Below are 26,298 nucleotides of genomic sequence, written 5' to 3'. Positions count from 1 at the left end.
ACGTCTGCACAGTCGCGAGACACAGCGGGGCCGGTGAGCCGCGTGACGTACGCTGACGTCTCAGACGCGGGACGAGACACCCCACGAGCACCAGACCGGGCGCCGTCGCCTACGCTGAACGGCGACCACCAGCAACAGACCCGCCCCGCAACCACGGGTCACGACGAGGAGCACCTTTGGCACCGAAGGCCACCAAGACCGCCGGCACGGGCAAGAGCCTGCTGATCGTGGAGTCACCGTCCAAGGTGAAGACGATCGCGGGCTACCTGGGGGACGCCTACGAGGTGGAGTCCTCCATGGGCCACATCCGTGACCTGCCGCAGCCCTCCGAGCTGCCCACGGACATGAAGAAGGGCCCGTACGGCAAGTTCGCGGTGGACGTGGAGCACGAGTTCGACCCGTACTACGTGGTGAACCCGGACAAGAAGAAGAAGGTCACCGAGCTCAAGCGCAAGCTGAAGGACGCGGACGCCCTCTACCTCGCCACCGATGGGGACCGCGAGGGCGAGGCCATCGCGTGGCACCTGCTGCAGGTGCTCAAGCCCAAGGTGCCCGTCTACCGCCTGACGTTCCCCGAGATCACCAAGGAGGCCATCGAGCGCGGCTTCGGCCAGCTGCGGGACATCGACCAGGACCTCGTGGACGCCCAGGAGACCCGCCGGATCCTGGACCGGCTCTACGGCTACGAGATCTCGCCGGTGCTGTGGCGCAAGGTGGCCGCGGGCCTGTCCGCGGGGCGTGTGCAGTCCGTGGCCACCCGTCTGGTGGTCCAGCGCGAGCGTGAGCGGATCGCGTTCGTGCCCGCCGACTACTGGGACCTCACGGGCCAGTTTTCCCGCCCCGAGGGCCAGGACGCCGGGCGCGCGTTCTCCGCGCGGCTGAGCTCCGTGGACGGCCGCCGGGTGGCCACGGGCAAGGACTTCGACGACCGCGGCCAGCTCAAGTCCCCGTCCTCCGGCAACGCCCCGGTCACGCTGGACGAAGCGGTGGCGACGGCGCTCGCGGCCGGCCTGCAGGACGCGCGCTTCTCGGTCCGTTCGCTGGAGACCAAGCCCTACACACGCCGCCCCGCGGCACCGTTCACCACCTCCACGCTGCAGCAGGAGGCCGCGCGCAAGCTGCGCTTCACGTCCCGCACCACCATGCGCGTGGCGCAGCGGCTGTACGAGAACGGCTACATCACGTACATGCGAACGGACTCGGTGGCCCTGTCCGACCAGGCCGTCAACGCCGCCCGCGCGCAGGCCAAGGAGCTCTACGGCCCGGAGTTCGTGCCGTCCTCCAAGCGCGTGTACGCCTCCAAGTCCAAGAACGCGCAGGAGGCCCACGAGGCCGTGCGCCCCGCCGGGGACACCTTCCGCACGCCCTCCCAGGTGCGCTCGCAGCTGTCCGTGGACGAGTACAAGCTCTACGAGCTGATCTGGAAGCGCACCGTGGCCTCCCAGATGCAGGACGCCAAGGGCGACACCGCCACGGTGCGCCTGGGCGCCACGGCCACCTCCGCCGCCGGTGAGCACGCCGGGGCCGACGCCGAGTTCTCGGCCTCCGGAACCGTCATCACCTTCCGGGGGTTCCTGGCCGCGTACGAGGAGGGCCGGGACGTGAACCCGGACCTCACCGCGGACTCCGGCAAGAAGGGCGCGAAGGACGAGGACAAACGCCTGCCCGTGATGGCCGAGGGCGACGCCCTGGACGCCTCCGAGGTCACCGCGGACGGGCACACCACCACCCCGCCGGCCCGATACACCGAGGCCTCGCTGGTGAAGACCCTGGACGAGCTGGGCATCGGACGCCCCTCCACGTACGCCGCCACGATCTCCACGATCATGGACCGCGGCTACGTGCAGGTGCGCGGTTCCGCCCTCATCCCGTCCTGGCTCGCGTTCTCCGTGGTGCGCCTGCTGGAGGAGCACTTCTCCGACTACGTGGACTACGACTTCACGGCGGAGCTCGAGGACGACCTTGACCGGATCGCCCGCGGCGAGGCCGAGCGCGTGAAGTGGCTCTCGGGCTTCTACTTCGGGGAGAACCCGTCCGAGCCCGGGCTCAAGCCCATCGTGGAAGACCTCGGGGAGATCGACGCCCGCGCGGTGAACTCCATCCCGATCACGGACGAGATCACCCTGCGCGTGGGCAAGTACGGCCCCTACCTGGAGTCCGGCGGCACCGTGGACCCGGAGACCGGGGAGATCACGGATCCCGTGCGCGCGAACGTCCCCCTGGACCTCGCCCCGGACGAGCTCACGCCGGAGAAGGCGCAGGAGCTCATGGAGATCGGCAAGGCGGACGGCCGGGAGCTCGGCGTGAACCCGGAGAACGGGCGCACCATCGTGGCCAAGGACGGCCGCTACGGCCCCTACGTCACCGAGATCGTGCCCGAGCCCACGCAGGAGGAGCTCGACGCGATCCCCACCGAGTACTACAAGAACGGCAACCCCAAGCCCAAGAAGATCGAGAAGCCCAAGCCGAACACGGCCTCGCTGTTCTCGTCCATGAACCTGCAGGACATCACGCTCGACGACGCCCTGAAGCTGCTGTCCCTGCCGCGTGAACTCGGCCAGGACACGGACGGTGAGACCATCACGGTGCAGAACGGGCGCTACGGGCCGTACCTGAAGAAGGGCTCGGACTCCCGCTCGATCTCCTCCGAGGACCAGATCTTCACGATCACCCTGGAGGAGGCCAAGACCATCTACGCGCAGCCCAAGCAGCGCGGCCGGCAGGCCGCGCGACCGCCGCTCGCGGACCTGGGCGCGGATCCCCTCACGGAGAAGCGCATGGTCATCAAGGAGGGCCGCTTCGGCGCGTACATCACTGACGGCGAGACCAACGTGACCGTGCCGCGTGCAGAGGCGATCGAGCAGATCACCGCGGCCCGGGCCTCCCAGCTGCTCGCGGAGAAGCGCGCCAAGGGCCCCGCCCCGGCCAAGGCCCCGGCGCGCTCGCGGGCCAAGAGCTCGACCGCCAAGAGCTCCACCGCGAAGAAGCCCGCGGTCAGGAAGCCGGCGGCGAAGAAGCCCGCCGCCAAGAAACCGGCCGCCCGGAAGACGGCCGCCACCAAGTCCGCCGCGAAGTAGCGTCCACCGTCCGCCCGGCATTCTTGGGGCCAACCGTCTGGTTCGCGCTCCGAGCTGGGCCGGGCACCGCACGTCTGCGAAAGTAAGGAACACCCATGAGGCTCTCCGTCCTGGACGTCGGCTCCAACACGGTGCACCTGCTCCTGCTGGACGTCTACCCCGGCTCCCGCCCGGAGCCTTACGCGTCCCACAAGGTGGCACTGCGGCTGGTGGACTACCAGGACGAGGACGGGCGGATCACGGACGAGGGCCGGGACCTGCTCACGTCCTTCGTGGTGGAGGCCCGGGACTTCGCGGTGGAGCACCGCGCGGAGGACCTGCTGGCGTTCGCCACCTCGGCCATCCGTGAGGCCACGAACGGCAACGACGTGCTGGAGCACGTGCAGTCCACCTCGGGGGTGACGCTCACGGAGCTGTCCGGGGACCAGGAGGCCGCCATCACGTTCTCCGCGGTGCGCCGCTGGTTCGGGTGGAGCGCGGGGCGCATCCTGGACTTCGACATCGGGGGCGGCTCGTTCGAGATGGCGATCGGCACCAATGCGCTGCCCACGGTGGCCACCTCCGTGCCGCTGGGCGCGGGTCGGCTGTACCGGGCGTACCTGGCAGGGTCCGACGTCGCCTCGCCCGCCCAGTTCAAGGCCCTGCGCAAGCACGTGCGCACCACCCTGCGCCCTGCCGTGGACCGGATCGCAGGGGGTGGGCACCCGAACCTCGTGGCGGGAACCTCCAAGACCTTCCGCTCCCTCGCCCGGATCTGCGGTGCGGCACCGTCTGCCCAGGGGCCGTACGTGGAGCGGCTCATGCACCTGGAGGACCTGCGGCTGTGGACCCGTCGCATGGAGGCCATGACCGTGGGTGAGCGTGCGGATCTGCCGGGAGTTTCCGAGCACCGCGCTGCCCAGGTGGTGGCCGGGGCGATCGTCGCGGAGACCGCGATGGACATGCTGGCCGTGGACACCGTGCAGATCTCCCCGTGGGCACTGCGGGAGGGTCTGATCCTGCGCCGCATGGACCGCCTGGCCCGGGACGCCACGAGCGAGACCGTCAACCCGAAGGACCTGGTGAACCGCCGATGAGCGAGACCCCCGCCGTCTACCGCCCGCACGTGGCGCTGTCCACGAGCTCGTTGTACCCCCAGGGCGTCCCGGAGACCTTCGAGGCCGCCACACGCCTGGGCTACGACAGCGTGGAGGTGCTGGTGACCCACGAGCGCATGAGCCAGCTGACCCACCAGCTGCTGGACAGCGTGCAGAAGTACCAGATCCCCATCTCCACCATCCACGCGCCCACGCTGCTGTTCACCCAGCAGGTGTGGGGCAAGTCCTGGACCAAGATCCAGATGGCCGCGAAGCTCACCCACCAGGTGGGCGCAGAGGTGGTGGTGGCCCACCCGCCGTTCCGGTGGCAGCGCAAGTACGCCAAGAACTTCGTGGCCGGGGCCCGGGAGGTCTCCCGCATGACGGACACCAAGATCTCCGTGGAGAACATGTACCCGTGGCGCGTGGCCGGGCGGGAGGCAGTGGTCTACTCCCCGCACTACAGCCCGCTGGGCCAGGACTACGATTGGGTCACGTGGGACTTCTCCCACGCCGCCACCGCCAAGATGGACTCCCTCGCGGCCGTGAAGGAGCTCGGGTCCCGGCTGGGCCACGTGCACCTCACGGACGGGTCCGGGGAGACGCTCGCGGACGAGCACCTTCTCCCGGGCCACGGTGTGCAGCCGGTCGCGCAGACCCTCGAATACCTGCGCGACCAGCGCTGGCAGGGCGTGGTGGGTGTGGAGGTCTCCACGCGCAAGTGCGAGACCCCGGAGCAGCGCGACGAGTGGCTTGCGGAGTCCCTGGACTTCGCCCGCCGTCACATGACGGTCCAGGGCTGAGGTGTCCGCCCGGAACGGGCACTGTCATTTGGCGAACCGCGCGCTCGCACCGGCAGCGCGGCCGTGGACGCAGCCGGGCGACGTCGCTGGGCCGGCACCGCGCGCGGGGACGGCCCCGCGGTTGCGAACCTACCCCTGCAGGCGCTCCCCGATCCGCCGGGAGATGGCGGAGACGAGGAACGTCAGGAAGACCACGTGGAACCCCATGGCCACGACCACCAGCGCGCGGGCCGTCTGCCCCACGGGGTGGATGTCCCCGTAGCCGATCGTGGCCAGGGTGACCACCGTGAAGTACAGCGCGTCGGTGCGCGTCTCCAGCCCCTCGAACTGGCCGGGAATCATGGACACCGCATGGAACGACAGGGCGATCACGGCCACGGCCACCATGAGCAGCAGGAACAGCCGGCCCACGGGGTCGTCCCCGCGGCGCAGGTGGCGGATGATCACCGCACCCACCACGGCCAGCCCCAGCAGTGAGGCGATGATGCGTCCCACCAGGTCGCGGTCCGGGTCCAGGGGGATCGCGTAGTACGTGGCGGTCACCGCCAGCAGCCCGATCACGGCCCGGACGGGGCGGATGGAACTGGTCAGACCGCGCCCGTGGGAACCACGCCGCGGGTGGGACGGGGGCTGCGTCTCAGACTGCTCCGAGGACATCGCGCACCTCCTGCCTCACCGGCGGACACGGAGCCGGCACGAGCAGACGCGGCGCGGCATCCGCGGACGCGGCGGAGCGGCGCTGCCCGACGCTCTGGTCGGCGCTGCACCCCCGCGAGGCACGGTGGAGGGAAGAGGACACACGGACTCCTGACTCGATGCGTGGTGTGCTGGGCCCAACCCTAATCGGGCCAACCCGCGAACGCCCCCGGTGCGTCTGCAGCTCCGCGGACTCCGTCAACGCCTCCGGTGTGCCCCGCGAACGCCCCCGGTGTGCCCCGCGCGGAAGGGACCGTCCGAGGTGGCCAGCGCGGCGACCTCGGGGACCGCCGGTGTGCCCCGTGCGGAACGGGCCGTCCTCCCTGGGTCCCGGAACTCTCACGGGCCACGGAGCACCCCCGCTCGCGGGCCCCCGGCGCGGCGCGGTACCGTCGAGGGAGCTTCCCGACCACCACAGCCCGTGAACGGCGCCACCCGGCGTGCCCGCGGGGCCCGAGAGGATGAGACACCATGGCTGAGCTGACACTGACGTTCCTCGGAGCCGGTTCCATGAACGGCTCCATCCTGCGCGGCGTGCTGGCCGCGGGCACGGAGGCGGGCGGCGTGCGCGCGACGACCCGTTCGGCGGCGTCGGCGGAGGCCCTGCACCGGGAGACCGGCGTGGAGGTCTTCGCTGGCGAGTCGGACCCGGAGGCCAACCGGAAGGCCGTGGCGGGCGCGGACATTGTGCTGCTGGGCGTGAAGCCCTACGCCATCCTCGACCTGGCCCGTGAGGTCGCGCCCGCGCTGGACCCCTCCACGGTGGTGGTCTCCGTGGCCGCGGGCGTCACCCTCGACGCGCTGCAGCGGGCTCTGCCGGACGGCCAGCCCGTGGTGCGCTGCATGCCCAACACGCCGTCCAGCGTGGGCCGCGGCGCGCTGTCCGTGACGCCGGGGGAGCACACCTCGGCGGAGCAGCTCGCGCAGGTCAAGGACGTCCTCTCCACGGTGGGCACCGTGGTGGAGGTCCCCGAGCACCTGATCCGCGCGGTCACCGGCGTCTCCGGCTCGGGCCCCGCGTACGTGTTCTACCTGGCCGAGGCCATGCAGCAGGCGGGCGAGAAGCTCGGCCTGGACCCGGAGACCGCGCGCGTGCTGGCCAAGGAGACGGTCTCGGGCGCGGGTGAGCTGCTCGCCCCGGAGGACGCCGATCCCGCGGCCCTGCGCCGGGCCGTCACCAGCCCGGGCGGCACCACCGAGCAGGCCATCACCACGTTCGACGAGAAGGGCCTGCGGGACATCGTCGCCGCAGGGGCGGAGGCCTCCGCGACCAAGGGCGACGAGATGGAGAAGGAGTACGACGGGCAGTGACGCCCGCTCCCACGCCCACCCCACGAGACCAGCAAGGCGGTACACCATGAGCACGTTCGGCATCGAGGAGGAGTTCCTCCTGATCGACCGCGGGGACAGGCTTCCCGCCCGCCCCACCCCCGAGCAGTCCGCGCAGCTGGTCTCCCTGGAGGCGGGCGGCGGCGCGGCCACACCCGAGTGGCTCTCGTGCCAGGTGGAGGAGACCTCCCCGATCTTCCACGACGCCGCCGGGGCCGTGGCCTCGCTCGTGGACTTCCGCACCGCGCTGCACGAGGCCACGGACGCCATGGGCATGGACGTGGTGGGCGTGGCCGCCGCACCGGACATCCGCCCCGAGCCCGCGGACATCACGGTGAACGAGCGCTACCAGCGCCTCGCCGGGTACACGCCCGCGATCGCCGCGGACCAGTACATCAGTGGCATGCACGTGCACCTGGGCTTCCCGGACATGGAGGACGCCGTGCGGGCACTGAACGGGCTGCGCGGCTGGCTGCCCGCCCTCGTGGCGATCGGCGCCAACTCGCCCTTGTGGCGGGGCACGGAGTCCGGCTTCGAGTCCTGGCGCTCCATCCACTACCGCCGCTGGATCGCCAACGACATCCCGCCGCACTTCAAGGACCTCGCGGACCACGAGCAGCGCGTGGCCGTGCTCAGCGCGTTCGACGTGATGGAGAGCCCCTCCACCCTGAGCTGGCTGGCCCGGCTCTCCCACAAGCACGGCACCCTGGAGATCCGGGCGTGCGACGTTCAGCTGGAGGCGCAGGACTCCGTGGCCATCGCGGTGCTGATCCGCGCGCTCGCGGACTACGCCGTGGACGTGCCGCCCACCGTGGAGCTGAGCCAGGAGTACCTGGACATCGCCCTGTGGCAGGCGGCCCGGTGGGGTCTGAGCGGTCGCGTCCTGGACCCTGTGGCCGCGGAGCTCGTCCCCGGGGAGACCCTCGTGGACACGCTGCTGGAACGGGCGCGGGACTACCACCCCACGGCCGCGGACCGGGAGTTCGCGGAGACCGGCGTGCGCCGGATCGTGGCGCGCGGCAACGGCGCCATCCGGCAGCGCCGCGCGTTCGCCCGCGCCGGGATCCCCGGGCTCATGGACATGGCCACGCAGGCGATGACGGCGGACCCGCGCGCCTGAGCCGGGGAACCGCGCACGGTTGCGCTGCGGCGTTCACGCGTGTGCGGGCCGGTACGACGCCGCCGCACCCGCGGGTGCCGTTGCGCGTCTTCTCCCGCGGGCCGGGACGGCCGCCGACCTCCGGCGGGTGAAGGACGCCCGGGAGGCGACCGTGCGGCGTCGTGCTACGGGCGGGCGGCGAAGCGCTCGATGAGGTCCACGTGCCCGGAGACGATCAGCAGGTCCCGCGAGGAGACCGTGGTCTCGGGGCGGGCGTAGGTGAAGTCCTCGCCGGGGGACTTCACGCCCACCACGGTCACGCCGTACTTGGAGCGGATGTCGGACTCGCCCAGCGTGAAGCCCTGGGTCTCGCGGGGCGGGTACATCTTGACGATCGCGAAGTCGTCGTCGAACTCGATGTAGTCCAGCAGGCGCCCGGAGACCAGGTGGGCGGTGCGCCGTCCGGCGTCCGCCTCCGGGAAGATCACGTGGTGCGCGCCGATGCGCGCCAGGATCTTGCCGTGGGCGGGGGAGATGGCCTTGGCCCAGATCCGGTCGATGCCCAGGTCCACCAGGTTGGCGGTGATCAGCACCGAGGACTCGATGGACGTGCCCACGCCCACCACCGCGGAGGAGAACTCCGCGGCACCGATCTGGCGCAGGGCGTCCATGTCCGTGGCCTCGGCCTCCACCACGTGGGTGAGCTGCCCGGCCATCTTCTGCACGAGGCTCGCATCGCGCTCCACGCCGAGCACCTCGCGGCCCTGCTGGATGAGCTGCAGCGCCGTGGCGGCACCGAACCGGCCTAGCCCGACCACCAGGACGGGGGCGGCGTGGGAGGAGTTCTTAGCCAATGATCGGCCTCTCTTCCGGGTAGGAGTACAGACGACGGCGGGAGCGCAGCGCCAGGGCGGTGGCCACCGTGGTGGTGCCGATGCGCCCCACCAGCATGATGACGGACAGCACGTACTTCCCGGCGTCCGGGGACGCCGCCGAGACACCCGTGCTCAGCCCGCACGTGGCGTACGCGGAGATGACCTCGAACAGCACGTGGTCCAGGGGCAGGTGCGTGAGCGCCACCATCACGGCGGAGCCCGCGAGCACCACGGAGGCCCCCATCATGATCACGGAGATCGCGATGCGCAGCACGGAGTCCGGGATGGTGCGGAAGAACGCGATCACGGACTGGTCGCCGCGCGCCTCCGCGAGGATCGCCAGGAACACGACGGCGAGCGTGGTCACCTTGATCCCGCCCGCGGTGGACGCGGAACCGCCCCCGGCGAACATCATGGCGTCCGTGAGCAGCAGGGTAACCTGGGAGGTGTCCGGCATGTCCACCAGGTTGAACCCTCCGGAGCGCATCATCACGGACGCGAAGAACCCCTGGAAGATCCGTTCCGGGACGGACTTGCCCCCCAGTGTGTCCGGGTTGTTCCACTCCACGGCCAGGAACAGCACCCACGCGAGCAGCAGCAGGATGGCGGTGGTCACCACGGTGAGCTTGGCGTTGAGGTTCCAGCGGTTGAAGCGGAAGCCCACCTGGCGCAGCACCAGGATCACGGGGAAGCCCAGGGAGCCCATGATCACGCCCACGCACACCGGGAGCAGGATGAGCCACACCGTGGGCCCGGCGTGGTCGTAGGGGACCAGCCCGTCCGTGTGCGGGGTGAAGCCGGCGTTGTTGAAGCTGGAGACCGCGTAGAAAATGCCGTGCCACAGGGCGGTGCCCAGGGGCTCGCCCTCGGCCAGGAAGCCCACGGAGAGCACCACGGCCAGCGCGGCCTCGATGGTGATGGAGGTGATCACGATGATCTGCAGCAGCGAGCCCACCTCGCCCAGGCGGCCGATGTTCAGCGCCTCCTGCGTGATGAGCTTGGACTTCAGCCCCAGTTTCCGCCCGATGGCCAGGGCCAGGATGGAAGTCATGGTCAGGGTGCCCAGACCGCCCACCTGGATGGCCACCAGGATGACCACCTGCCCGAACAGGGACCACTGCGCGGCGGTGGACACGGTGGTCAGCCCCGTGACGGTCACGGCGGAGGTGGCGGTGAACACGGCGTCCGCGAAGTTCGTGTGCCGCCCGGGCTGCGCAGAGACCGGCAGCCACAGCAGCAGCGCGAAGCCGAGGTCCACGATCACGAAGACGATCACGGCCAGCCGCGCGGGGGAGGAGTCCGCGATCCGGTCCACGAAGTCGCGGATCCCGCGCGCGGTGCGCGTGGTCAGGGGTTCTGAGGTGGAGGCGTCGGTGTCCGGCTCCTCCACGGCACTGGGCTGCTCGAGCTCGCTCACGGCACCTCCTCGGGGCGGCCACGGATGATCCGGGGTGCGCGGAGCGGATCCCGGGGGTTGCTGGGCGCAACGTCCCCCAGTATTCCCTGTCCCGGTGCGGTGCGGCGACAGCCCCGCAACCCGAGTGGTCTAATGGGTTTGTGAGCTCCGCGACAAAGGGCAACGACGCCCAGCACCCCACCAGCGTCTACTGGGACCCGCAGCTGCTGCAGTACAACTTCGGGGACTACCACCCCATGAGTCCCACGCGGCTGGACGCGACCATGCGCCTGGTGCAGGACCTCGGCCTGGACACGGCGGAGAACGTGCGGGTCACGGTGCCGGAGGTCCCGGAGGACAGCGTCCTGGAGCTCGTGCACACCCCGGAGTACGTGCAGTCCGTGCGCGCTGTCTCCGAGGACCCCACCCGCGAGATCCCGGAGTGCGGCCTGGGCACGGAGGACACCCCCGGCTACGCGGGCATCCACGAGTCCAGTGCGCGGCTGGTGGGTGGCAGCTACCAGGGAGCCGTGGAGCTGCTGAGCGGAAAGGTGGTCCACGCCGTCAACTTCAGCGGCGGCATGCACCACGCGGCCGCGGACAAGGCCTCGGGCTTCTGCGTCTACAACGACTGCGCCGTGGCCATCCAGCACCTGCTGGACAACGGTGTGCAGCGCGTGCTCTACCTGGACGTGGACGGCCACCACGGGGACGGTACACAGTCGATCTTCTACGACGAGCCCCGCGTCATGACCATCTCCCTGCACGAGACGGGGCTCTCCCTGTTCCCGGGCTCGGGCTTCGCCAACGAGATCGGCGAGGGCGAGGCCGCCGGAACAGTGGTCAACGTGGCCATGCCCACGCGCTCCGACGACGCCCAGTGGCTGCGCGCGTTCGACGCCGTGGTCCCCCCGATCACGCGGGAGTTCGCTCCCGAGGTGATCGTCTCCCAGCACGGCTGCGACTCCCACTTCCAGGACGAGCTGACCCATCTGCGCGTGAGCGTGGACGGTCAGCGTCAGGTGGCGCTCGCCGTGCGCGACCTCGCGCAGGAGGTCTGCGAGGGCCGCTGGCTCGCCACGGGCGGCGGCGGCTACGACGTCCACGATGCCGTGCCGCGTTCCTGGGCGCACCTGGTGGGTGTCGCGTCGGGGCACCCCGTGGCCGTGACCACCAGGGTGCCGCAGTCCTGGCGGGACTACATGAGCGAGACGTACGGCGGCCGGCCCCCCGAGGTCATGGGTGACGACGTGGACCTGTGGTGGCGGTCCTGGGAGATCGGCTACGACCCCAACGACGAGACCGACCGCAGCATCATGGCCACCCGCAAGGAGGTCTTCCCCCACTGGGGGCTGGACCCCTGGTACGACTGACGCATCTGCCGGTCGGGGCGCACCGGGCGGCGGATTGGGGCGGACGCGCGCGCTCCCACTAGGCTGTTTCCCATGTCCCACGATGCATATTCCGCGCTCTCCGATCCCACACGACGCCGCATCCTCGCGGCCCTGCAGGACGGCGCGCGGCCGGTGGGCGAGCTCGTGACCGAGCTGGAGGTCTCCCAGCCCACGGTGTCCAAGCACCTCAAGGTGCTGCGTGACGCCCGCATGGTGAGCACCCGGGCACAGGGTCAGAAGCGCTTCTACAGCATCGCCCCCGAACCCCTGGAGGAGGTCGTGGCCTGGCTGGGCGAGCTCGTCGCCGCCGCCGGTGCCGCGGATCCTGCTGAGGGGACGACGCCGCCCGCGCCGGCCCCGGCGCCCGTTCCGCCCGTCCCGCCGGTGTCGTCGGACGATGCCGCAGCGCAGGACGGCCACCCCGCTGAGCCGGAGGACGCCGCCGCCGTTGATGCCGCGCACTCGGAGGGGCCCACCGCAGCAGAGGCCGCGGAGCCCGGTGAAGCCGTCGAGGAGACTGCCGCCGCAGACATCGACGCCGCGATCGAGCTTCCCGATCCGGACGGGTCGGCACCAGAGCTCGCCCCCGTCGTTCAGGAGTCTGTACCGTCCTCGGAGGAGGACCGCTCCCCGGCCGCCGAATCCGCCCCCGAGCGGTCCGTGCCGTGGTTCACCGCGGAGGTCACCGAGGTGACGGAGGAGGAGGAGGCCGGGACCGGCGTCGTACCGGCTTCCGTGGAGGACGCGCCCGGGGCCGGGATGGCGGGCCACGAGCCCGGGATGGCGGAGCGCGAGTCCGGGACGCCCGCCCTGCCTGACGCCGAGGACGAGGCCGCGGAGCACCGCACAGGGTTCGCAGAGACGGACCCCGCCGCCGACCGCGAGAGCGAGGACCTCGAAACCACCGCGGAGCACTCGGCCGAGCCCCTTCCCGACGCGGAGACCCCGGTCACACCGGCTAGTGTGGAGCACGATGTCCCCGCCGACGCACGCGCGCAGTCCGATGCCGCGCGCGAGACCGGCCCCCGCGATCCTGCGGGGTCCGACCCGTCCGAGAGCGCGGAGCTGCTGCGTCCGCGCGGTGGGGCGCATCGTCGTCAGAGCGGTCTGCTGTCCACTCTGACAGGGTTCCGGCGCCGTGGCCGCGGCACACGCCGCGACTGAGGGCCCCACCCACCGACACCACGAGACGGCAGGAGAGCCATGCACGAGAAACTGATCCCCATCCGGCAGATCATCACGGCACGCAACCCGGGAGAGTCCGAGTTCCACCAGGCCGTGGACGAGGTCTTCGAGTCCCTGGGACCCGTGGTGGCGCGCCACCCGGAGGTGCTGGACTCCGCGATCGTGGAGCGGATCTGCGAGCCCGAGCGGCAGATCATCTTCCGCGTGCCCTGGGTGGACGACCAGGGCGAGGTGCACATCAACCGCGGTTTCCGCGTGGAGTTCAACTCCGCCCTGGGCCCGTACAAGGGCGGGCTGCGCTTCCACCCCTCGGTGTACCTGGGCATCGTCAAGTTCCTGGGCTTCGAGCAGATCTTCAAGAACGCGCTCACGGGCATGCCCATCGGCGGCGGCAAGGGCGGCTCGGACTTCGACCCCTCCGGGCGCAGCGACGCCGAGATCATGCGCTTCTGCCAGTCCTTCATGACCGAGCTGTACCGCCACATCGGCGAGTACACGGACGTTCCCGCCGGTGACATCGGCGTGGGCGGCCGGGAGATCGGCTACCTGTTCGGCCAGTACAAGCGGATCACCAACCGCTACGAGTCCGGGGTGCTCACGGGCAAGGGCCTGTCCTGGGGCGGCTCCCTCGTGCGCACGGAGGCCACCGGCTACGGCGCGGTGATGTTCGCCGAGGAGATGCTCAAGACGCAGGGCAAGAGCTTCGACGGCCGGGACGTGATCGTCTCCGGTTCCGGCAACGTGGCCATCTACGCGATCGAGCGCGCCCAGTCCCTCGGGGCCAAGGCCCTCACCGCCTCGGACTCGGGCGGCTACGTGGTGGACAAGGACGGCATCGACCTGGAGCTGCTCAAGCAGGTCAAGGAGGTGGAGCGTGGGCGCATGAGCGACTACGCCGAGCGCCGCGGCTCCTCCGCCACCTACGTGGCCGGTGGTTCCGTGTGGGACGTCCCGGGATCCGTGGCCCTGCCGTGCGCCACCCAGAACGAGCTCAACGGCCGCCAGGCCAAGACCCTGCTGGAGAACGGCGTGGTGGCCGTGGCCGAGGGCGCGAACATGCCCTGCACCACGGACGCCGTACACCTCTTCCAGGAGTCGGACGTGCTGTTCGCACCGGGCAAGGCCGCGAACGCCGGCGGCGTGGCCACCTCCGCGCTGGAGATGCAGCAGAACGCCTCGCGGGACTCGTGGAGCTTCGAGCACACGCAGGACCGGCTGCAGGAGATCATGCGCGGCATCCACGAGACCTGCGCCGCGACCGCCGACGAGTACGGCATGCCCGGCAACTACGTGGCCGGCGCGAACATCTCCGGGTTCATCAAGGTGGCACGCGCCATGGTGGCCCAGGGCATCATCTGAGACCGCGCACGAGAGCACGAGGGCTCGCGAAGGTGACCGACCGCCGCATCCAGCGGTTGGTCACCCGTCGAGTCTAGGGTGGAGACTATGGCAACGCATCGAGAGGTTCTGCAGTGGCTCGAGAACGAGCTGTTCGACGGACACCTGGTGCTGGGGCAGCGACTGCCCACTGACAAGGACATGGCCGCGATCTTCCGCGTGTCCCGCAACTCCATGCGAGAGGCCCTGAAGATCCTGGAGGCGCAGGGCATCGTCAGGCTCTTCGAGGGCCCCCACCGGGCCATCCTGCCCATCCTGGTCCGGGAGCCCGCGGCGTCCGCCGGTCCGGCGCTGCAGCTGCACATGGCCACCTCCGAGCACCCCCTGCGGGACATCGTCCAGACCCGGGTGCTGCTGGAGACCGCCGCCCTGCACGCCTCGGAGCAGCGCTGGATCCCCCGGGACGAGCTGCGGGGGATCATGACGGAGATGGACCGGGAGGACCTGGGGCTCAAGCGGTTCCACGACCTCTACGTGAGCTTCCACATCGCCCTGGTGAAGTCCTGCGGCAACGCGGTCAGCACGGCCCTGTTCACCGCGCTGCGCGACTCGATCTACGAGTACACGATGGCCCTGGTGGGTCACGTCCCGCTGTGGTCCACCACCTCCAGCCGCATCCGCGCCGAGCACCGGGCGATCGTCGGGGCCCTGGACGCCGGTGACCGCACCCTCGCGGCCCGGCTGGTGCGTGAGCACATCGAGTACCAGTACGAGGAGGCCGGCGTGGACCCGGACCAGGCCCGCGCCACCGCGGCGGACCCGCACGCCCTGGGCGACGCCGCGGCGTCGCCGGAGCCGGCCGCCGAGGACGACGAGTTCTCCGCCGCGCCCCGCGCGAGCGCGTGAGCCCCGCCCCCGTTTTCAGGCGGGGCGGGGTCACGCGGTAGGCTATGGCATAGTTTGCCGTTAATCGGATGTTGCCCCTGAGTTCGATGGGGCGGGGTGGCGTTGACTCGCAGCCCCCAGCAAACACACTGTCCAGAGAATTGTGAGGGATCCTATGGGTTCGGTCATCAAGAAGCGCCGCAAGCGCATGTCCAAGAAAAAGCACCGCAAGCTGCTTCGCAAGACCCGTCACCAGCGCCGCAACAAGAAGTAGGCAGCGCCCGTGCCAGGCCCCGTTCCCCGTGGGGGAGCGGGGCCTTGCCGTGTGCGTAGCATGGTCGCCATGACCGATCAGCCCCGTTCCCCGCAGGCACCCGCAGGCACCGGCCCGGGCTCGTCCGGGCGCACGGGTGGGCTACTGTCCGGTGTGGACTGGACCCGTACGCGTCCGCGGCACGAGGTCACGCTGCTGACCAAGCCTGGGTGCCACCTGTGCGACGACGCCCGGGACGTCGTGGAACGGGTCTGCGCACAGACCGGCACCGAGCTGCGCGAGCAGGACATCACCGGGGACCCCGCCCTCGTCCGGGACTACGCCGAGTTCGTGCCCGTGGTGTTCGTGGACGGCGCGGCCTGGGACCGCTGGCGGATCGACGGCGAGCGGCTGCGCGCGGTGCTCGCCTGAACCTCGGAGCCTGGACCTCGGATTGGGGCCTCCCGGCGGGGTTTGAGACACTGGGGCCATGCCTTCAGCTACCGTTCACCTCCTGCGCCACGGCGAGGTCCACAACCCCGAGCACGTGGTCTACGGTCGCCTGCCGGACTACCACCTCTCCGAGAAGGGCGCCCGCATGGCGGAGGCCGCCGCGGCGGACCTCGCGCAGCGCGTGCAGGACGGGGAGAACATCGTGCTCCTCGCGTCCTCCCCGCTGACCCGCACCCGGGAGACGGCCGCACCGGTGGCCCGTGAGCTTGGCCTGGACGTCCGCACGGACGAGCGGCTGATCGAGCCCGCCAACCACTTCGAGGGCCTGCACGTGTCCGGCCGAGAGCTGGCCAAGCCCAAGCACTGGCCGCACCTGCTCAACCCCCTGCACCCCTCGTGGGGCGAGCCGTACCGCCATCAGGTGGAGCGCATGGCGCAGGCTGTGCGGGAGCTCGCCCGGGAAGCCGTGCGGATCGGGGGCGACGGCGCTCAGGCCGTGGCCGTGTCCCACCAGCTGCCCATCTGGCTGACCCGCCTCTCGGTGGAGGGACGCCCCCTGCCGCACGATCCGCGGCGCCGCCAGTGCAACCTCGCGTCGCTGACCTCCCTGACGTTCCGGGACGTTGATGCCGCCGAGGTCCCGCAGCTGCACTACCGGGAACCGGCCGCCCACCTCTATCCAGGTGTCAACCAGCTTCCCGGCTCATAATCGATGTCCCACTCCACCCCCTCACGTCTTCAGGTGATGACTCCGTGACCCCACAGCCCTCCTCCGCCCGGCGTCCGCGCGCCCGCACGCGTGTGCGCACGGGGCTGATCGCCGTGGTGGCCGCGGCGGGCCTCGCGCTCACGGGCTGCTCGGCGTCCTCCGACGACCTCGCGGACCAGGCGAACTCCGGCGGGGACAAGGGGTACGTGGCCGGGGACGGCTCCGTGAGCGAGTACGCACCGGAGCAGCGCGGCGAGCCGGTGTCCTTCAACGCCGCCATGTACGACGGCTCCACCGTCTCTGCGGAGAGCCTGCGCGGCAAGCCCGTGGTGCTCAACTTCTGGTACGCCGGGTGCGCCCCGTGCCGTGCGGAGGCCCCGGACCTCGTGGCGCTGCACGAGGAGTACGGGGACCAGGCCCAGTTCATGGGCGTGAACCTGCGGGACCAGCAGGCCACCGCCGAGGCGTTCGAGCGCACCTTCGGCGTGGAGTACCCCTCCGCCACGGACCTCAACGGTGAGATGCTGCTGGCCCTGAGCGAGTACGTGCCCCCGCAGGCGGTGCCCACCACCCTGGTGCTGGACTCGGAGGGCCGGGTGGCCGCCCGGATCCTCGGCAAGGCGGACAAGTCCACACTGGACGCGCTCATCAAGGACACGGTGGCCGAGTCCGCATGAACGGCAATCCCTTCGCCGAGGTCATCCTCGACGGCTCACTGATTGCCGCGCTGCCCGTGGCTCTGCTGGCGGGCTTCGTCTCCTTCGCCTCCCCGTGCGTGCTGCCGCTGATCCCGGGCTACCTGGGGTACATCACCGGCCTCACCGGAGCGGACCTGCGCGAGCAGCGCCGCGGCCGCATCTTCTGGGGGGTCCTGCTCTTCGTCCTGGGCTTCTCCCTGGTGTTCGTGGTGATGTCCGTGGTGCTCGCCCAGCTCGGGGCCTTCGCGTGGTTCCGGGGCCAGGAGTGGATCATGGTGGTGCTGGGGATCCTGGTGATGGTCATGGGCGTGGTCTTCCTGGGCGGGCTCTCGTGGTTCCAGCGTGACCGCAAGATCGAACGCCGGCCACCTCCCGGTCTGTGGGGCGCGCCCGTGCTGGGCATGACCTTCGGGCTCGGGTGGGCACCGTGCATCGGCCCCACCTTCGCGGCCGTGCAGGCGCTGGCCTACGTGGACGGTGCCTCCACGGGCAAGGCCGTGGTGCTGACCACCGCCTACTGCCTGGGACTCGGGGTCCCGTTCATCCTCATCGCCCTGGCCATGCGCCGGGGGATGGGTGCCATGTCCTTCTTCCGCCGCCACCGCCTCACCCTGCAGCGTGTGGGCGGCGTGGTGCTCGTGCTCATCGGCCTGGCCATGGCCACGGGCGTCTGGTCCGCGCTGGTCTCCTGGATCCAGTCCGAATTCGTAACCGATTGGGTGATGCCGATATGACGACAGCGCGCACTCCGCGTGAGCGGAAGCCGAAGCGCCCCGACGTGGAGGTCCCGGCCCTCGGGTTCGTCGGGATGCTGCGCTGGGCGTGGCGGCAGCTCACCAAGATGTCCACGGCCCTGGTGCTGCTGCTGCTCCTGGCGATCGCCGCGGTGCCAGGGTCCCTGTTCCCGCAGCGGGTGCAGGACCCTGAGGCCGTCACCAGCTACATCGAGGCCAATCCCACGATCGGCCCGGTGCTGGACACCCTGCAGCTGTTCGACGTCTACCAGTCCTACTGGTTCTCGGCGATCTACATCCTGCTCTTCATCTCGCTCGTTGGCTGCGTGATCCCGCGTGCCATCCAGCACTTCAAGGCCTGGCGCTCCAAGCCGCCCCGCACTCCCAGGCGGCTCACCCGGATGCCCCAGTACCGCAAGGTCATGCTGGGCGGACGGGACGGCGGCGAGGGCCCCACCCCGAACGAGGCGGTCGAGCAGGCGGCGGCGGCGCTGAGGAAGCGCGGCTACCGTGTGCAGGTGCAGGACCTGGGCTCCGCGGCTCCGTCGGTGGCGGCCGAGCGGGGCATGCTCAAGGAAGTGGGCAACATCCTCTTCCACGTGGCGCTGCTGGCCGTGCTGATCTCCGTGGCCATCGGATCCCTGTACGGGTACAAGGGGCAGAAGGTGGTCGTGGAGGGCGAGTCGTTCGTGAACACCCTGGTGGACTACGACTCCTTCGAGCCGGGCAGCAACTTCGACGAGGACTCCCTCAACCCGTTCTCCCTGCAGCTGGACTCGTTCGAGGCCACCTTCAGCCGTGACACCTCGGACCCCGAGCACTACGGCCAGCCCACGGACTTCAACGCGGACCTCACCGTCACGGAGGAGCCCGGGGCCGCGCCGGAGGACGTGAAGCTGGAGGTCAACAAGCCGCTGAACGTGGACGGCACCAAGGTGTACCTGGTGGGCAACGGCTACGCCCCCGTGCTGCGTGTGAAGGACGGCGAGGGCAACGTGGCCTACGAGGGGCCCGTGGTCACGGTGCCCTCCGACTCGGTCTACACGTCCTCCCTGACCCTCAAGGTGCCCGACGCCGCTCCGGACCAGCTGGGCTTCGTGGGCCTCCTGCTGCCCACGGCGGTCTCCCAGGACGGGAAGATCCCACAGTCCGTGGACCCGGCGCTGAACAACCCCGCGCTGCTGCTCTCCTCGTTCAGCGGCGACCTGGGACTGAACAGCGGCCAGCCGCAGAACGTGTACGTGCTGGACACCCAGAACCTCGAGGAACTCAACTCCATGAGCTCTGCCAACGGGCCCATCGTGCTGGACGGCCAGCACCGCACGGCCACGCTGCCCGAGGGCAAGGGCAGCGTGGAGTTCGTGGACGTCAAGCGCTACGTGGGCCTGGACGTGCACTACGACCCGGGGCGGATCCCGGCCTTCATCTCCTTCCTGGTGGCGTTCACCGGGCTCATCATGAGCCTGTTCATTGCGCGCCGCCGGGCGTGGGTGCGGGCCGTGGAGACCGAGGACGCCCACGGGGTGCGGTGTACTGTTCTGGAGTACGGCCTGCTGGCGCGTGGCGAGGACCACCGCCTGGGTGCGGAAGCCGAAAAACTGACAGCTCTGTGGACGTCATTGTGGGAGGACCGCGGCGTGCGGGAGTTCCACCTGGATTCGTCGGATAAGGCGCAAAACAATGGGTAGCGACATCAATGTGACTTTGGGCAACTGGAGCGAGTGGTTCATGCTCCTGGCCGCCATGACCTACATGGTGGCGTTCGTGGCCTTCGTGTGGGACATGGCCACCCACTCCAAGACCCTCGCGGTCAAGGAGCGCTCACGGGCCGCCAAGCAGGCCGCCGCGGAGCGGAAGTCCGAGCAGCTCGTGGGCGCCGGCGCGGGGGTCGCGGGCGGTTCCTCCGCGGCGGGTTCCGCGGGTGCGGTCGCCGGCCCGGCGGCGTCGGGCGCGAGCGGCGAGGCCACCCCGGCGGCGGACGCGGGCGGGACGGTCTCCGACGAGTTCCGCACCTCCGCGCAGAACACCACCAAGGGTGCCGGCGAGTTCGAGGCGCTGAACTACCAGCACAACACCCGCCGCCCGGCGGCGCGCGTGGCCGTGGCCCTCATGGTCATCGCGTTCGTGCTCCACGCCTTCGCCGTGGTCTCCCGCGGGATCGCCGCGGACCGTGTGCCGTGGGCCAACATGTACGAGTTCTGCAGCACGGGTGCCCTGGTGGTCTCCGGCGTGTACCTGGTCACCCTGATCTTCAAGGACCTGCGCTTCGTGGGTCCCATGGTCTCCGGCCTGGTGCTCACCATGCTGTGCCTGGCCACCATCGCGTTCCCCACCCCGGTGTCCCCGCTGCAGCCTGCCCTGCAGTCCTACTGGCTGATCATCCACGTGTCCATCGCGGTGGCGGCGTCCGGCGTCTTCACCATCACGTTCGCCATGGCCGTGCTGCAGCTCATGCAGTCCCGCCGCGAGCGGCTGCTGGCCTCCGGGCAGGAGTCCCGCATGGGCTTCCTGCGCGCGGTGCCGGACTCCGTCACGCTGGAGAACTTCGCGTTCCGCCTGAACTCGGTGGGCTTCGTGTTCTGGACCTTCACCCTGGCCGCGGGAGCCATCTGGGCGGACCAGGCGTGGGGCCGCTTCTGGGGCTGGGACACCAAGGAGGTCTGGACCTTCGTGGTGTGGACGGTCTACGCCGCCTACATGCACGCCCGCGTGACCCGCGGCTGGAACGGCAACCGCTCCGCGTGGCTGTCGATCGCCGGCTACATGTGCGTGGTCTTCAACTTCACCGTGGTCAACACGCTGTTCCCGGGTCTGCACTCCTACTCCGGCCTGTGACGCGCGGGGCGGCGTCCGCACACACTACGACGCCGCCCGCACCCTTCCGCGAACGAGCCCGCCTCCGCTGCTGCGGGGGCGGGCTCTGTCGTGCGGTGCTGGGTACTTCAGAGCCCCGACGCGAGCGGGGTGCCCGTGGTGCTGGGGGACGCCGAGCGCGCGCGGTGGCCGGGCGCCAGGAGAAACCGCGTGGGGCCGTTCATCGACCGAGTCGCGGACGCGGGTCAGTCGTGGCGAGGAGGCTCACCCTCGGGGTTTTCGGGGTGTTGGCGACCGGTTCCGTCGGCTGCGCTCGGGTTCTCGTCGGTGGGCTGCTCACGGCCGGTGCTCCGCCCGCTGCCCGGGTTCGCGCCCGTGCCGCCGAGCGAGTCGTCCGCGGCGTGCGACCCCGTGGTGGGGTCCGTCCAGCGCGGGTCGGAGGGGTCCAGCGGCTCATTTACCTGCGGCTTGGCCCCCGGGGCCTGACCGGTGCGCTTGAGCTCGTTCTCCCACTCCTGCAGCTTGCGCGCCTGCTCCTGCTGCTTGCGGCGCTCCTCGAGATTGCGCAGGAACTGGGGGTCGTCGTCCGGGCCGCGGCCACGGGCGGCGTCCCGGGCGGCGTCGTCCGTGCGGGGACGGCCGAAGAAGAGCCACAGCACGGCCCCGACCACGGGCAGCAGGAGGATGATGAGCAGCCACGCGCCCTTGGGGACGGCACGCACGCGGTACCTCTCCGACTGTGCGCACTCGATGAGCGCGTAGATGACGAGGCCCACTGCCAGTGCGCCGGACCCGATGATGAGGATGGCTCTGCCCATGCCGATCATCCTAGGGGAGTGCGCCGGGGCCACCGCGTTCATGGCCGTGGCTGTGCAGCGCCGCGCCCGGGGTGCACACAGCGAGACCACCTAGAATGGGCCCGTGAACTTCTTGAAGTACTCCCTGCTGCGCCTGGGCATCCTGGTGGTCCTGTTCCTGCTGTTCATGCTCCTGGGACTGGGACTGGTGTTCTCCGGGATCGCGGCCGTGGTGGCCGCGTTCGCGATCTGCTACATCTTCTTCCCCACGCTGCACTACGCCGCGGGCCAGGACTTCCACCGTTTCATCGCGCGCTCGCCCAAGCCCACCAACCGTGTGGAGCTCGAGGATCAGGAGATCGAGGACTCGTACACGGACGCCGAGGCCCGCAAGGAGCTCTGAGCGGACTCAGCCCACGTACTGCTGCACGAACACCGCCACCGCGTAGAGCACGGTGACGCCCAGGTTGATGAACCCGCACATCTTGAGCACGGGGATCAGCTCGCGCCGCTCGGGGGTCTTGAGCACCGTGGAGGCCGCGTTCGCGGCCAGCGGGGTCATGGCGTAGACCAGCAGCACCCACGGGTTGCCGGGGACCAGCAGCAGGGGCAGGACCATGCCCACGAACAGCTCCGCGGTGAACGTGAGCCGGGCCTTGGGGTCCCCGAGCCGCACGGCCAGGGTCTGCTTGCCCACCTCGCGGTCCCCGGGGATGTCCCGGATGTTGTTGGCCATGAGCAGGGCGCACGCGAAGAGCCCGGTGGAGACCGCCATGACCCAGGCGTCCATGTTCAGGCGGCCGGCCTGGGTGATCGTGGTGCCCAGGGTGGCCACCAGGCCGAAGAAGAGGAACACGAACAGGTCCCCGAGGCCCATGTAGCCGTACGGCTTCTTCCCACCCGTGTAGCCCCAGGCGGCGGCAATGGCCAGCAGCCCCACCACGGCGAGCCACCACTGCTGCGAGAGCACCACGAGGGCGGCACCCGCCACGGCGGCAATGCCGAAGCACGCGAACGCGGCCGTCTTGACCTCCCGCGGGGTGGCGGCGCCGGAACCGGTCAGGCGCAAGGGGCCCACGCGCTCGTCGTCCGTGCCGCGCACGCCGTCCGAGTAGTCGTTGGCGTAGTTCACGCCGATCTGCAGCGCGAGCGCGACCACCAGGGCCAGCAGCGCGGGCACCACACGGGCTTCGTACATGGTCTGCGCGGCGGCCGTGCCGGCGATCACCGGGGCCGCGGCCATGGGCAGCGTGCGCAGGCGTGCCCCTTCGACCCACTGAGCTGGTGTGGCCACGGTGCAACCTTTCGTGAACGGACGAGGACGTCCCGTCATTGTTTCATGCCCTGTGCAGGTGCACATGCCGTGCGGGCGGCGCTGGCGCGTGCGACCTCGGAGCGCTTCGGGCGCGGAGCGGGGCTCAAGGCACCTCCACCGTGACCTCTCGCGCGTCAGGATCCCAGCGCCGCAGCGCGGTGACGTCCAGCGAGCGGGGTGGCGCGACGTCGCTCAGCACCTCCAGCGCCCGGCCCACGGCAGGGGCGTCCAGGCGCGTGCCGAGGGTGACGTGGGGAACCCACGGGCCGGCCGGGGTGCGCTGCTCCGGCAGCAGGGCCCGCAGCTCGGCCACGGCGCCGAGGACAGCGGGCGGAACCGCGAGCGACTCGGCCAGCACGTACGGCCCCCTGCCCAGGACCGTGAGCCCGGTGACGGGCACGACGAACGGCAGCAGGGGGCCGAACAGCTCCCGGGCCCGCTGCAGCACTGCCTCGGAGAAGCCCGGGGCCGAGACCACCGTGAGATGCGGGGCGTTGGAGGAGCTGCGGTGGCGGGCCTGGCTCGGAAGTCCGGCACGGTCCAGGGCATCCCACCGGGCGCGGACGAGGGCGTCGTCGCCCGGAGCGAGAACGAGGTCCAGGGAGTACAGGGGCACAGTTTCTCCGTTCCGCCGTTCAGCGTTCGCCGGGGCGCGCGCTGGGTTCCGCGGCGGTGCCGGCATGCGGCCCCACGCCCGGACCCGCACCAGGGCTCGCTCCCGGTTCCGCGGTGAACAGCGCGGCGGCTGCGCGGCGGTCGGGCTTACCCGTGGCGAGAAGGGGGAGGCGGTCCACCCGGCACCAGCGTTTGGGCACGGCGGGGGCTCCCAGTCGTTCGCGCACCGACTGGGCCAGCTCTCGTTCGAGGCCGGGGTCGAGGTCTCCCTCGAAACCGCCGTCGGGATGGTGGTCGTCCGGGACGGACCCACTGTGCAGGGGCCGCCGCACGGCCACCACCGCGGCCACCACCTGGCCCCACTCCGAGTGGGCCACGGGGAGCACGAGCGCCTGCCGCACCCGGTCGTGGTCCAGGAGCACATCGGCCACCCGAGCCGCAGAGACCTTCACGCCGCCGGTGTTGATCACGTCGTCGGTGCGGCCCAGCACCGTGAGGCGGCCGTTCTCGTCCAGCGATCCGAGGTCGTCGGTGCGGTACCAGCGCCGCCCCTCGCAGACACGGAAGTGGGCGGCGGTCTGCTCGGGGTCATTCAGGTAGCCCGAGGCGACCACCTCGCCGCCCAGCCAGATCCGGCCCTCGAGCGGTGACGCCGGGCCCTGGTCAACGGCGGGCAGTGCCGCGGCGGAGGGAGCCTCCGCGGACCCCGCCGCTCCGGAGGAGGTCCCTCCGGGCCCCGCCTCGGCAGACCGGGTTTCGGCGGACGCCTCCTCGGTGGGAGGAACGCTCAGTGCGGGGGCGTGCGCGAGGTAGGGATCGGCGTCGTCGGGCAGGATGCGGACCGTGACCGTGTCCAGCGGCTCGCCGTTGTAGACGCAGCCCCCGCACGTCTCCGACATGCCGTACGTGCGGACCACGCGCACCCCGGCGGCGCCGGCCAGATGCGCCAGCGCCGGGGACAGGGGAGAGCCGCCCACGAGCACGGCGTCGAAACGCGCGAGCGCCTCCACCGAGCGGGGGTCGGGGGAGCCGTCGGCCGGGTCCAAGATGCGCTGCAGCTGGGTGGGCACCACGGACACGTACCGCACGGGGTGGTTCATGCCCTCCGCGGCATCGGCGAACGCCCGGGGTGTGAAGTGCTCGCCGGTCATGACCACGGGGGTGGTGCCCGCGAGGACGGAGCGGGCGAGCACCTGCACCCCGGCCACGTAGTGCGCGGGCAGGCACAGCAGCCACTGGCCGGGCCCGGAGGTCGCCCGCTCGGTCGCGCGCCCGGAGGCCGTGAGCGTCTCGGCGCTGAGCACGGTCTTCTTGGGTCGTCCCGTGGATCCCGAGGTGGCCACGACCACCGCGGCCCCCGGGCGGGACAGCACTGCCCGCAGCCGGGGGAGCAACGCCGTCGGGTTGCCCTCCACGGGGCCGTCCAGCACCACGACGTCGCTCGGCAGCTCCGCGGCCAGCGGCGCGTCGAGCGGGTGGCCGGGCTCTTGTCCGGACGCGGAAGTGCCCGGCCTGGACATGGAGGTGCCCGGCCCGCAGTGGGCCACCAGAGCGGATGCTGCATGGGCCGCCGGGGCAGGGGATTCCGGGACGGCGGGGGAGGCCGCAGAGCCCGGCCCCGCCGCGGAGGTGCCGGGCCCGCGGTGGGCGGGCACGGCGTCGTCGTGGGCCGGTGAGGGGCCGTGGGGACTCACGTGGCGGCTCAGAAGTAGTAGGGGAACGCGGACCAGTCCGGGTCCCGCTTCTGCAGGAACGCGTCGCGGCCCTCCACGGCCTCGTCCGTCATGTACCCCATGCGGGTGGCCTCGCCGGCGAAGACCTGCTGGCCGACCATGCCGTCGTCCGGGAGGTTGAACGCGTACTTGAGCATGCGCACGGCCTGCGGGGACTGTGCCGTGATCTTGCGCGCCCACTCCAGGGCGGTGGACTCCAGTTCGGCGTGGGGGACCACGCGGTTCACGGCGCCCATGCGGTGCATGTCCTCGGCGGAATACTCATCGGCGAGGAAGAAGATCTCTCGGGCGAACTTCTGGCCCACCTGGCGGGCGAGAAGTGCGGAGCCGTAGCCGGCGTCGAACGAGCCCACGGTGGCGTCCGTCTGCTTGAACTTCCCGTGCTCGGCGGAGGCGATGGTCAGGTCGCACACCACGTGCAGCGAGTGCCCGCCGCCCGCGGCCCACCCGGAGACCGCCGCGATCACGACCTTGGGCATGGTGCGGATCAGGCGCTGCACCTCCAGGATGTGCAGGCGTCCGGCGCGGGCGGGGTCGATGGAGTCCGCGGTCTCGCCCTCCGCGTAGTGGTAGCCGTCCCGGCCGCGGATGCGCTGGTCCCCGCCGGAGCAGAACGCCCAGCCGCCGTCCTTGGCGGAGGGTCCGTTGCCGGTGAGGATCACGGCGCCCACGTCCGAGGACATGCGGGCGTGGTCCAGCGTGCGGTAGAGCTCGTCCACGGTGCCCGGGCGGAAGGCGTTGCGAACCTCCGGGCGGTCGAACGCGATGCGCACCCACGGGAGGTCCTTCACCACGGCACCACTGGCATCCCGCTCCACCCCGCGGTGGTAGGTGATGTCCTGCAGATCGGTGAAGCCCTCCACGGGTCGCCACTGCTGGGGGTCGAAGATCTCGGACACTCGGTCGGGAAGCTGCGCGTTGGTCATGGGTACCACTGTAGGACGGGGTGGGCGGTGCCCTCGCGGTCCGCACCATCCACTTCTGCCCGGGCGCCTGCATGTGCTCCGTTAGTGCAGATTCCGGG

Annotated in this window: 25 protein-coding genes; 17 read left to right on the top strand and 8 right to left on the bottom strand. The window is 70.9% G+C overall.

Going from position 1 to position 26,298, the window contains the following annotated elements:
* Window positions 1–176: 176 nt before the first annotated feature.
* From topA to P8S73_RS05115, 3 genes are all read left to right on the top strand, one after another.
* A complete protein-coding gene (gene topA, locus P8S73_RS05125) occupies window positions 177–3,077 on the top strand; it encodes a type I DNA topoisomerase (protein WP_039100590.1) in 2,901 nt (966 codons plus the stop codon).
* Window positions 3,078–3,172: 95 nt separating this feature from the next.
* The gene (locus tag P8S73_RS05120) at window positions 3,173–4,153 is read left to right on the top strand and encodes an exopolyphosphatase (protein ID WP_019311105.1); all 981 of its coding nucleotides are present in this window, start codon (window positions 3,173–3,175) and stop codon (window positions 4,151–4,153) included.
* Window positions 4,150–4,956: a sugar phosphate isomerase/epimerase family protein gene (locus P8S73_RS05115; protein ID WP_396350549.1), complete on the top strand. Its 807-nt coding sequence runs from the start codon at window positions 4,150–4,152 to the stop codon at window positions 4,954–4,956. Before P8S73_RS05120 ends, P8S73_RS05115 begins: the two co-directional genes overlap by 4 nt.
* Window positions 4,957–5,085: 129 nt before the next feature.
* Here the strand turns inward: P8S73_RS05115 and P8S73_RS05110 are convergent, their stop codons facing one another.
* On the bottom strand, window positions 5,086–5,613 hold the full coding sequence (locus P8S73_RS05110) for a potassium channel family protein (protein ID WP_019311107.1): 528 nt from the start codon (window positions 5,611–5,613) through the stop codon (window positions 5,086–5,088).
* A 510-nt stretch (window positions 5,614–6,123) separates the two neighbouring features.
* Between P8S73_RS05110 and proC the strand changes: the two genes are divergently transcribed.
* Window positions 6,124–6,963, top strand: a complete 840-nt coding sequence (gene proC / locus P8S73_RS05105; protein ID WP_019311108.1) for a pyrroline-5-carboxylate reductase — start codon at window positions 6,124–6,126, stop codon at window positions 6,961–6,963.
* A 46-nt stretch (window positions 6,964–7,009) separates the two neighbouring features.
* Window positions 7,010–8,101, top strand: a complete 1,092-nt coding sequence (locus P8S73_RS05100; RefSeq protein ID WP_059280800.1) for a YbdK family carboxylate-amine ligase — start codon at window positions 7,010–7,012, stop codon at window positions 8,099–8,101.
* 164 nt (window positions 8,102–8,265) lie between these two features.
* Here P8S73_RS05100 and P8S73_RS05095 read toward each other — a convergent pair whose 3' ends face one another.
* Together P8S73_RS05095 and P8S73_RS05090 are read right to left on the bottom strand one after the other, a co-directional pair.
* Complete coding sequence (locus tag P8S73_RS05095; RefSeq protein ID WP_019311110.1) at window positions 8,266–8,934, bottom strand: TrkA family potassium uptake protein; 669 nt, start codon at window positions 8,932–8,934, stop codon at window positions 8,266–8,268.
* The gene (locus P8S73_RS05090) at window positions 8,927–10,372 is read right to left on the bottom strand and encodes a TrkH family potassium uptake protein (protein ID WP_019311111.1); all 1,446 of its coding nucleotides are present in this window, start codon (window positions 10,370–10,372) and stop codon (window positions 8,927–8,929) included. Before P8S73_RS05090 ends, P8S73_RS05095 begins: the two co-directional genes overlap by 8 nt.
* Window positions 10,373–10,512: 140 nt before the next feature.
* On the opposite strand from P8S73_RS05090, the gene P8S73_RS05085 reads away from it, so the two are divergent.
* From P8S73_RS05085 to ccsB, 11 genes are all read left to right on the top strand, one after another.
* On the top strand, window positions 10,513–11,724 hold the full coding sequence (locus P8S73_RS05085) for an acetoin utilization protein AcuC (protein ID WP_019311112.1): 1,212 nt from the start codon (window positions 10,513–10,515) through the stop codon (window positions 11,722–11,724).
* A 72-nt stretch (window positions 11,725–11,796) separates the two neighbouring features.
* Window positions 11,797–12,909 carry a metalloregulator ArsR/SmtB family transcription factor gene (locus P8S73_RS05080; RefSeq protein ID WP_052239179.1) on the top strand — a complete coding sequence of 371 codons (1,113 nt, stop codon included), beginning with the start codon at window positions 11,797–11,799 and terminating at the stop codon, window positions 12,907–12,909.
* Window positions 12,910–12,948: 39 nt separating this feature from the next.
* A complete protein-coding gene (gdhA, locus tag P8S73_RS05075; RefSeq protein WP_039100592.1) occupies window positions 12,949–14,289 on the top strand; it encodes an NADP-specific glutamate dehydrogenase in 1,341 nt (446 codons plus the stop codon).
* An 87-nt stretch (window positions 14,290–14,376) separates the two neighbouring features.
* Complete coding sequence (locus P8S73_RS05070) at window positions 14,377–15,174, top strand: FadR/GntR family transcriptional regulator (RefSeq protein WP_059280799.1); 798 nt, start codon at window positions 14,377–14,379, stop codon at window positions 15,172–15,174.
* Window positions 15,175–15,328: 154 nt separating this feature from the next.
* Window positions 15,329–15,427: a 30S ribosomal protein bS22 gene (locus P8S73_RS05065; protein WP_005504750.1), complete on the top strand. Its 99-nt coding sequence runs from the start codon at window positions 15,329–15,331 to the stop codon at window positions 15,425–15,427.
* A gap of 69 nt (window positions 15,428–15,496) precedes the next feature.
* Window positions 15,497–15,838 carry a glutaredoxin family protein gene (locus tag P8S73_RS05060; protein WP_082019223.1) on the top strand — a complete coding sequence of 114 codons (342 nt, stop codon included), beginning with the start codon at window positions 15,497–15,499 and terminating at the stop codon, window positions 15,836–15,838.
* Window positions 15,839–15,896: 58 nt separating this feature from the next.
* The gene (locus tag P8S73_RS05055) at window positions 15,897–16,568 is read left to right on the top strand and encodes a histidine phosphatase family protein (RefSeq protein ID WP_019311117.1); all 672 of its coding nucleotides are present in this window, start codon (window positions 15,897–15,899) and stop codon (window positions 16,566–16,568) included.
* Window positions 16,569–16,612: 44 nt separating this feature from the next.
* On the top strand, window positions 16,613–17,245 hold the full coding sequence (locus P8S73_RS05050) for a TlpA disulfide reductase family protein (protein WP_019311118.1): 633 nt from the start codon (window positions 16,613–16,615) through the stop codon (window positions 17,243–17,245).
* On the top strand, window positions 17,242–18,000 hold the full coding sequence (locus tag P8S73_RS05045) for a cytochrome c biogenesis CcdA family protein (protein ID WP_019311119.1): 759 nt from the start codon (window positions 17,242–17,244) through the stop codon (window positions 17,998–18,000). The genes P8S73_RS05050 and P8S73_RS05045 overlap by 4 nt, the downstream gene beginning before the upstream one ends.
* Window positions 17,997–19,688 (top strand): cytochrome c biogenesis protein ResB, encoded by a 1,692-nt coding sequence (locus P8S73_RS05040; protein WP_019311120.1) that lies wholly within the window; start codon window positions 17,997–17,999, stop codon window positions 19,686–19,688. The genes P8S73_RS05045 and P8S73_RS05040 overlap by 4 nt, the downstream gene beginning before the upstream one ends.
* 16 nt (window positions 19,689–19,704) lie before the next feature.
* Window positions 19,705–20,835: a c-type cytochrome biogenesis protein CcsB gene (gene ccsB / locus P8S73_RS05035; RefSeq protein ID WP_019311121.1), complete on the top strand. Its 1,131-nt coding sequence runs from the start codon at window positions 19,705–19,707 to the stop codon at window positions 20,833–20,835.
* Window positions 20,836–21,059: 224 nt separating this feature from the next.
* Here ccsB and P8S73_RS05030 read toward each other — a convergent pair whose 3' ends face one another.
* Window positions 21,060–21,632, bottom strand: coding sequence for a PLDc N-terminal domain-containing protein (locus tag P8S73_RS05030; protein ID WP_035885419.1), 573 nt, complete (start codon window positions 21,630–21,632; stop codon window positions 21,060–21,062).
* Between the two features lie 103 nt (window positions 21,633–21,735).
* Between P8S73_RS05030 and P8S73_RS05025 the strand changes: the two genes are divergently transcribed.
* Window positions 21,736–22,014, top strand: coding sequence for a DUF4229 domain-containing protein (locus P8S73_RS05025; protein WP_019311124.1), 279 nt, complete (start codon window positions 21,736–21,738; stop codon window positions 22,012–22,014).
* Between the two features lie 6 nt (window positions 22,015–22,020).
* On the opposite strand, the gene P8S73_RS05020 is transcribed toward P8S73_RS05025, so the two are convergent.
* The 4 genes from P8S73_RS05020 to P8S73_RS05005 form a co-directional block, all read right to left on the bottom strand.
* The gene (locus tag P8S73_RS05020; RefSeq protein ID WP_396350548.1) at window positions 22,021–22,905 is read right to left on the bottom strand and encodes a 1,4-dihydroxy-2-naphthoate polyprenyltransferase; all 885 of its coding nucleotides are present in this window, start codon (window positions 22,903–22,905) and stop codon (window positions 22,021–22,023) included.
* A 124-nt stretch (window positions 22,906–23,029) separates the two neighbouring features.
* On the bottom strand, window positions 23,030–23,542 hold the full coding sequence (locus P8S73_RS05015) for a 2'-5' RNA ligase family protein (RefSeq protein WP_121566537.1): 513 nt from the start codon (window positions 23,540–23,542) through the stop codon (window positions 23,030–23,032).
* 19 nt (window positions 23,543–23,561) lie between these two features.
* Window positions 23,562–25,235 (bottom strand): AMP-binding protein, encoded by a 1,674-nt coding sequence (locus P8S73_RS05010; protein WP_396350547.1) that lies wholly within the window; start codon window positions 25,233–25,235, stop codon window positions 23,562–23,564.
* 8 nt (window positions 25,236–25,243) lie between these two features.
* Window positions 25,244–26,200, bottom strand: a complete 957-nt coding sequence (locus P8S73_RS05005) for a 1,4-dihydroxy-2-naphthoyl-CoA synthase (RefSeq protein WP_102614084.1) — start codon at window positions 26,198–26,200, stop codon at window positions 25,244–25,246.
* Window positions 26,201–26,298 lie beyond the last annotated feature (98 nt).

The organism is Kocuria sp. ChxB (assembly GCF_044359605.1).
Lineage (GTDB): Bacteria > Actinomycetota > Actinomycetes > Actinomycetales > Micrococcaceae > Kocuria > Kocuria rhizophila.
Note: the sequence above shows the minus strand (reverse complement) of the source record. Positions and strands in the feature narration are given on the sequence as shown.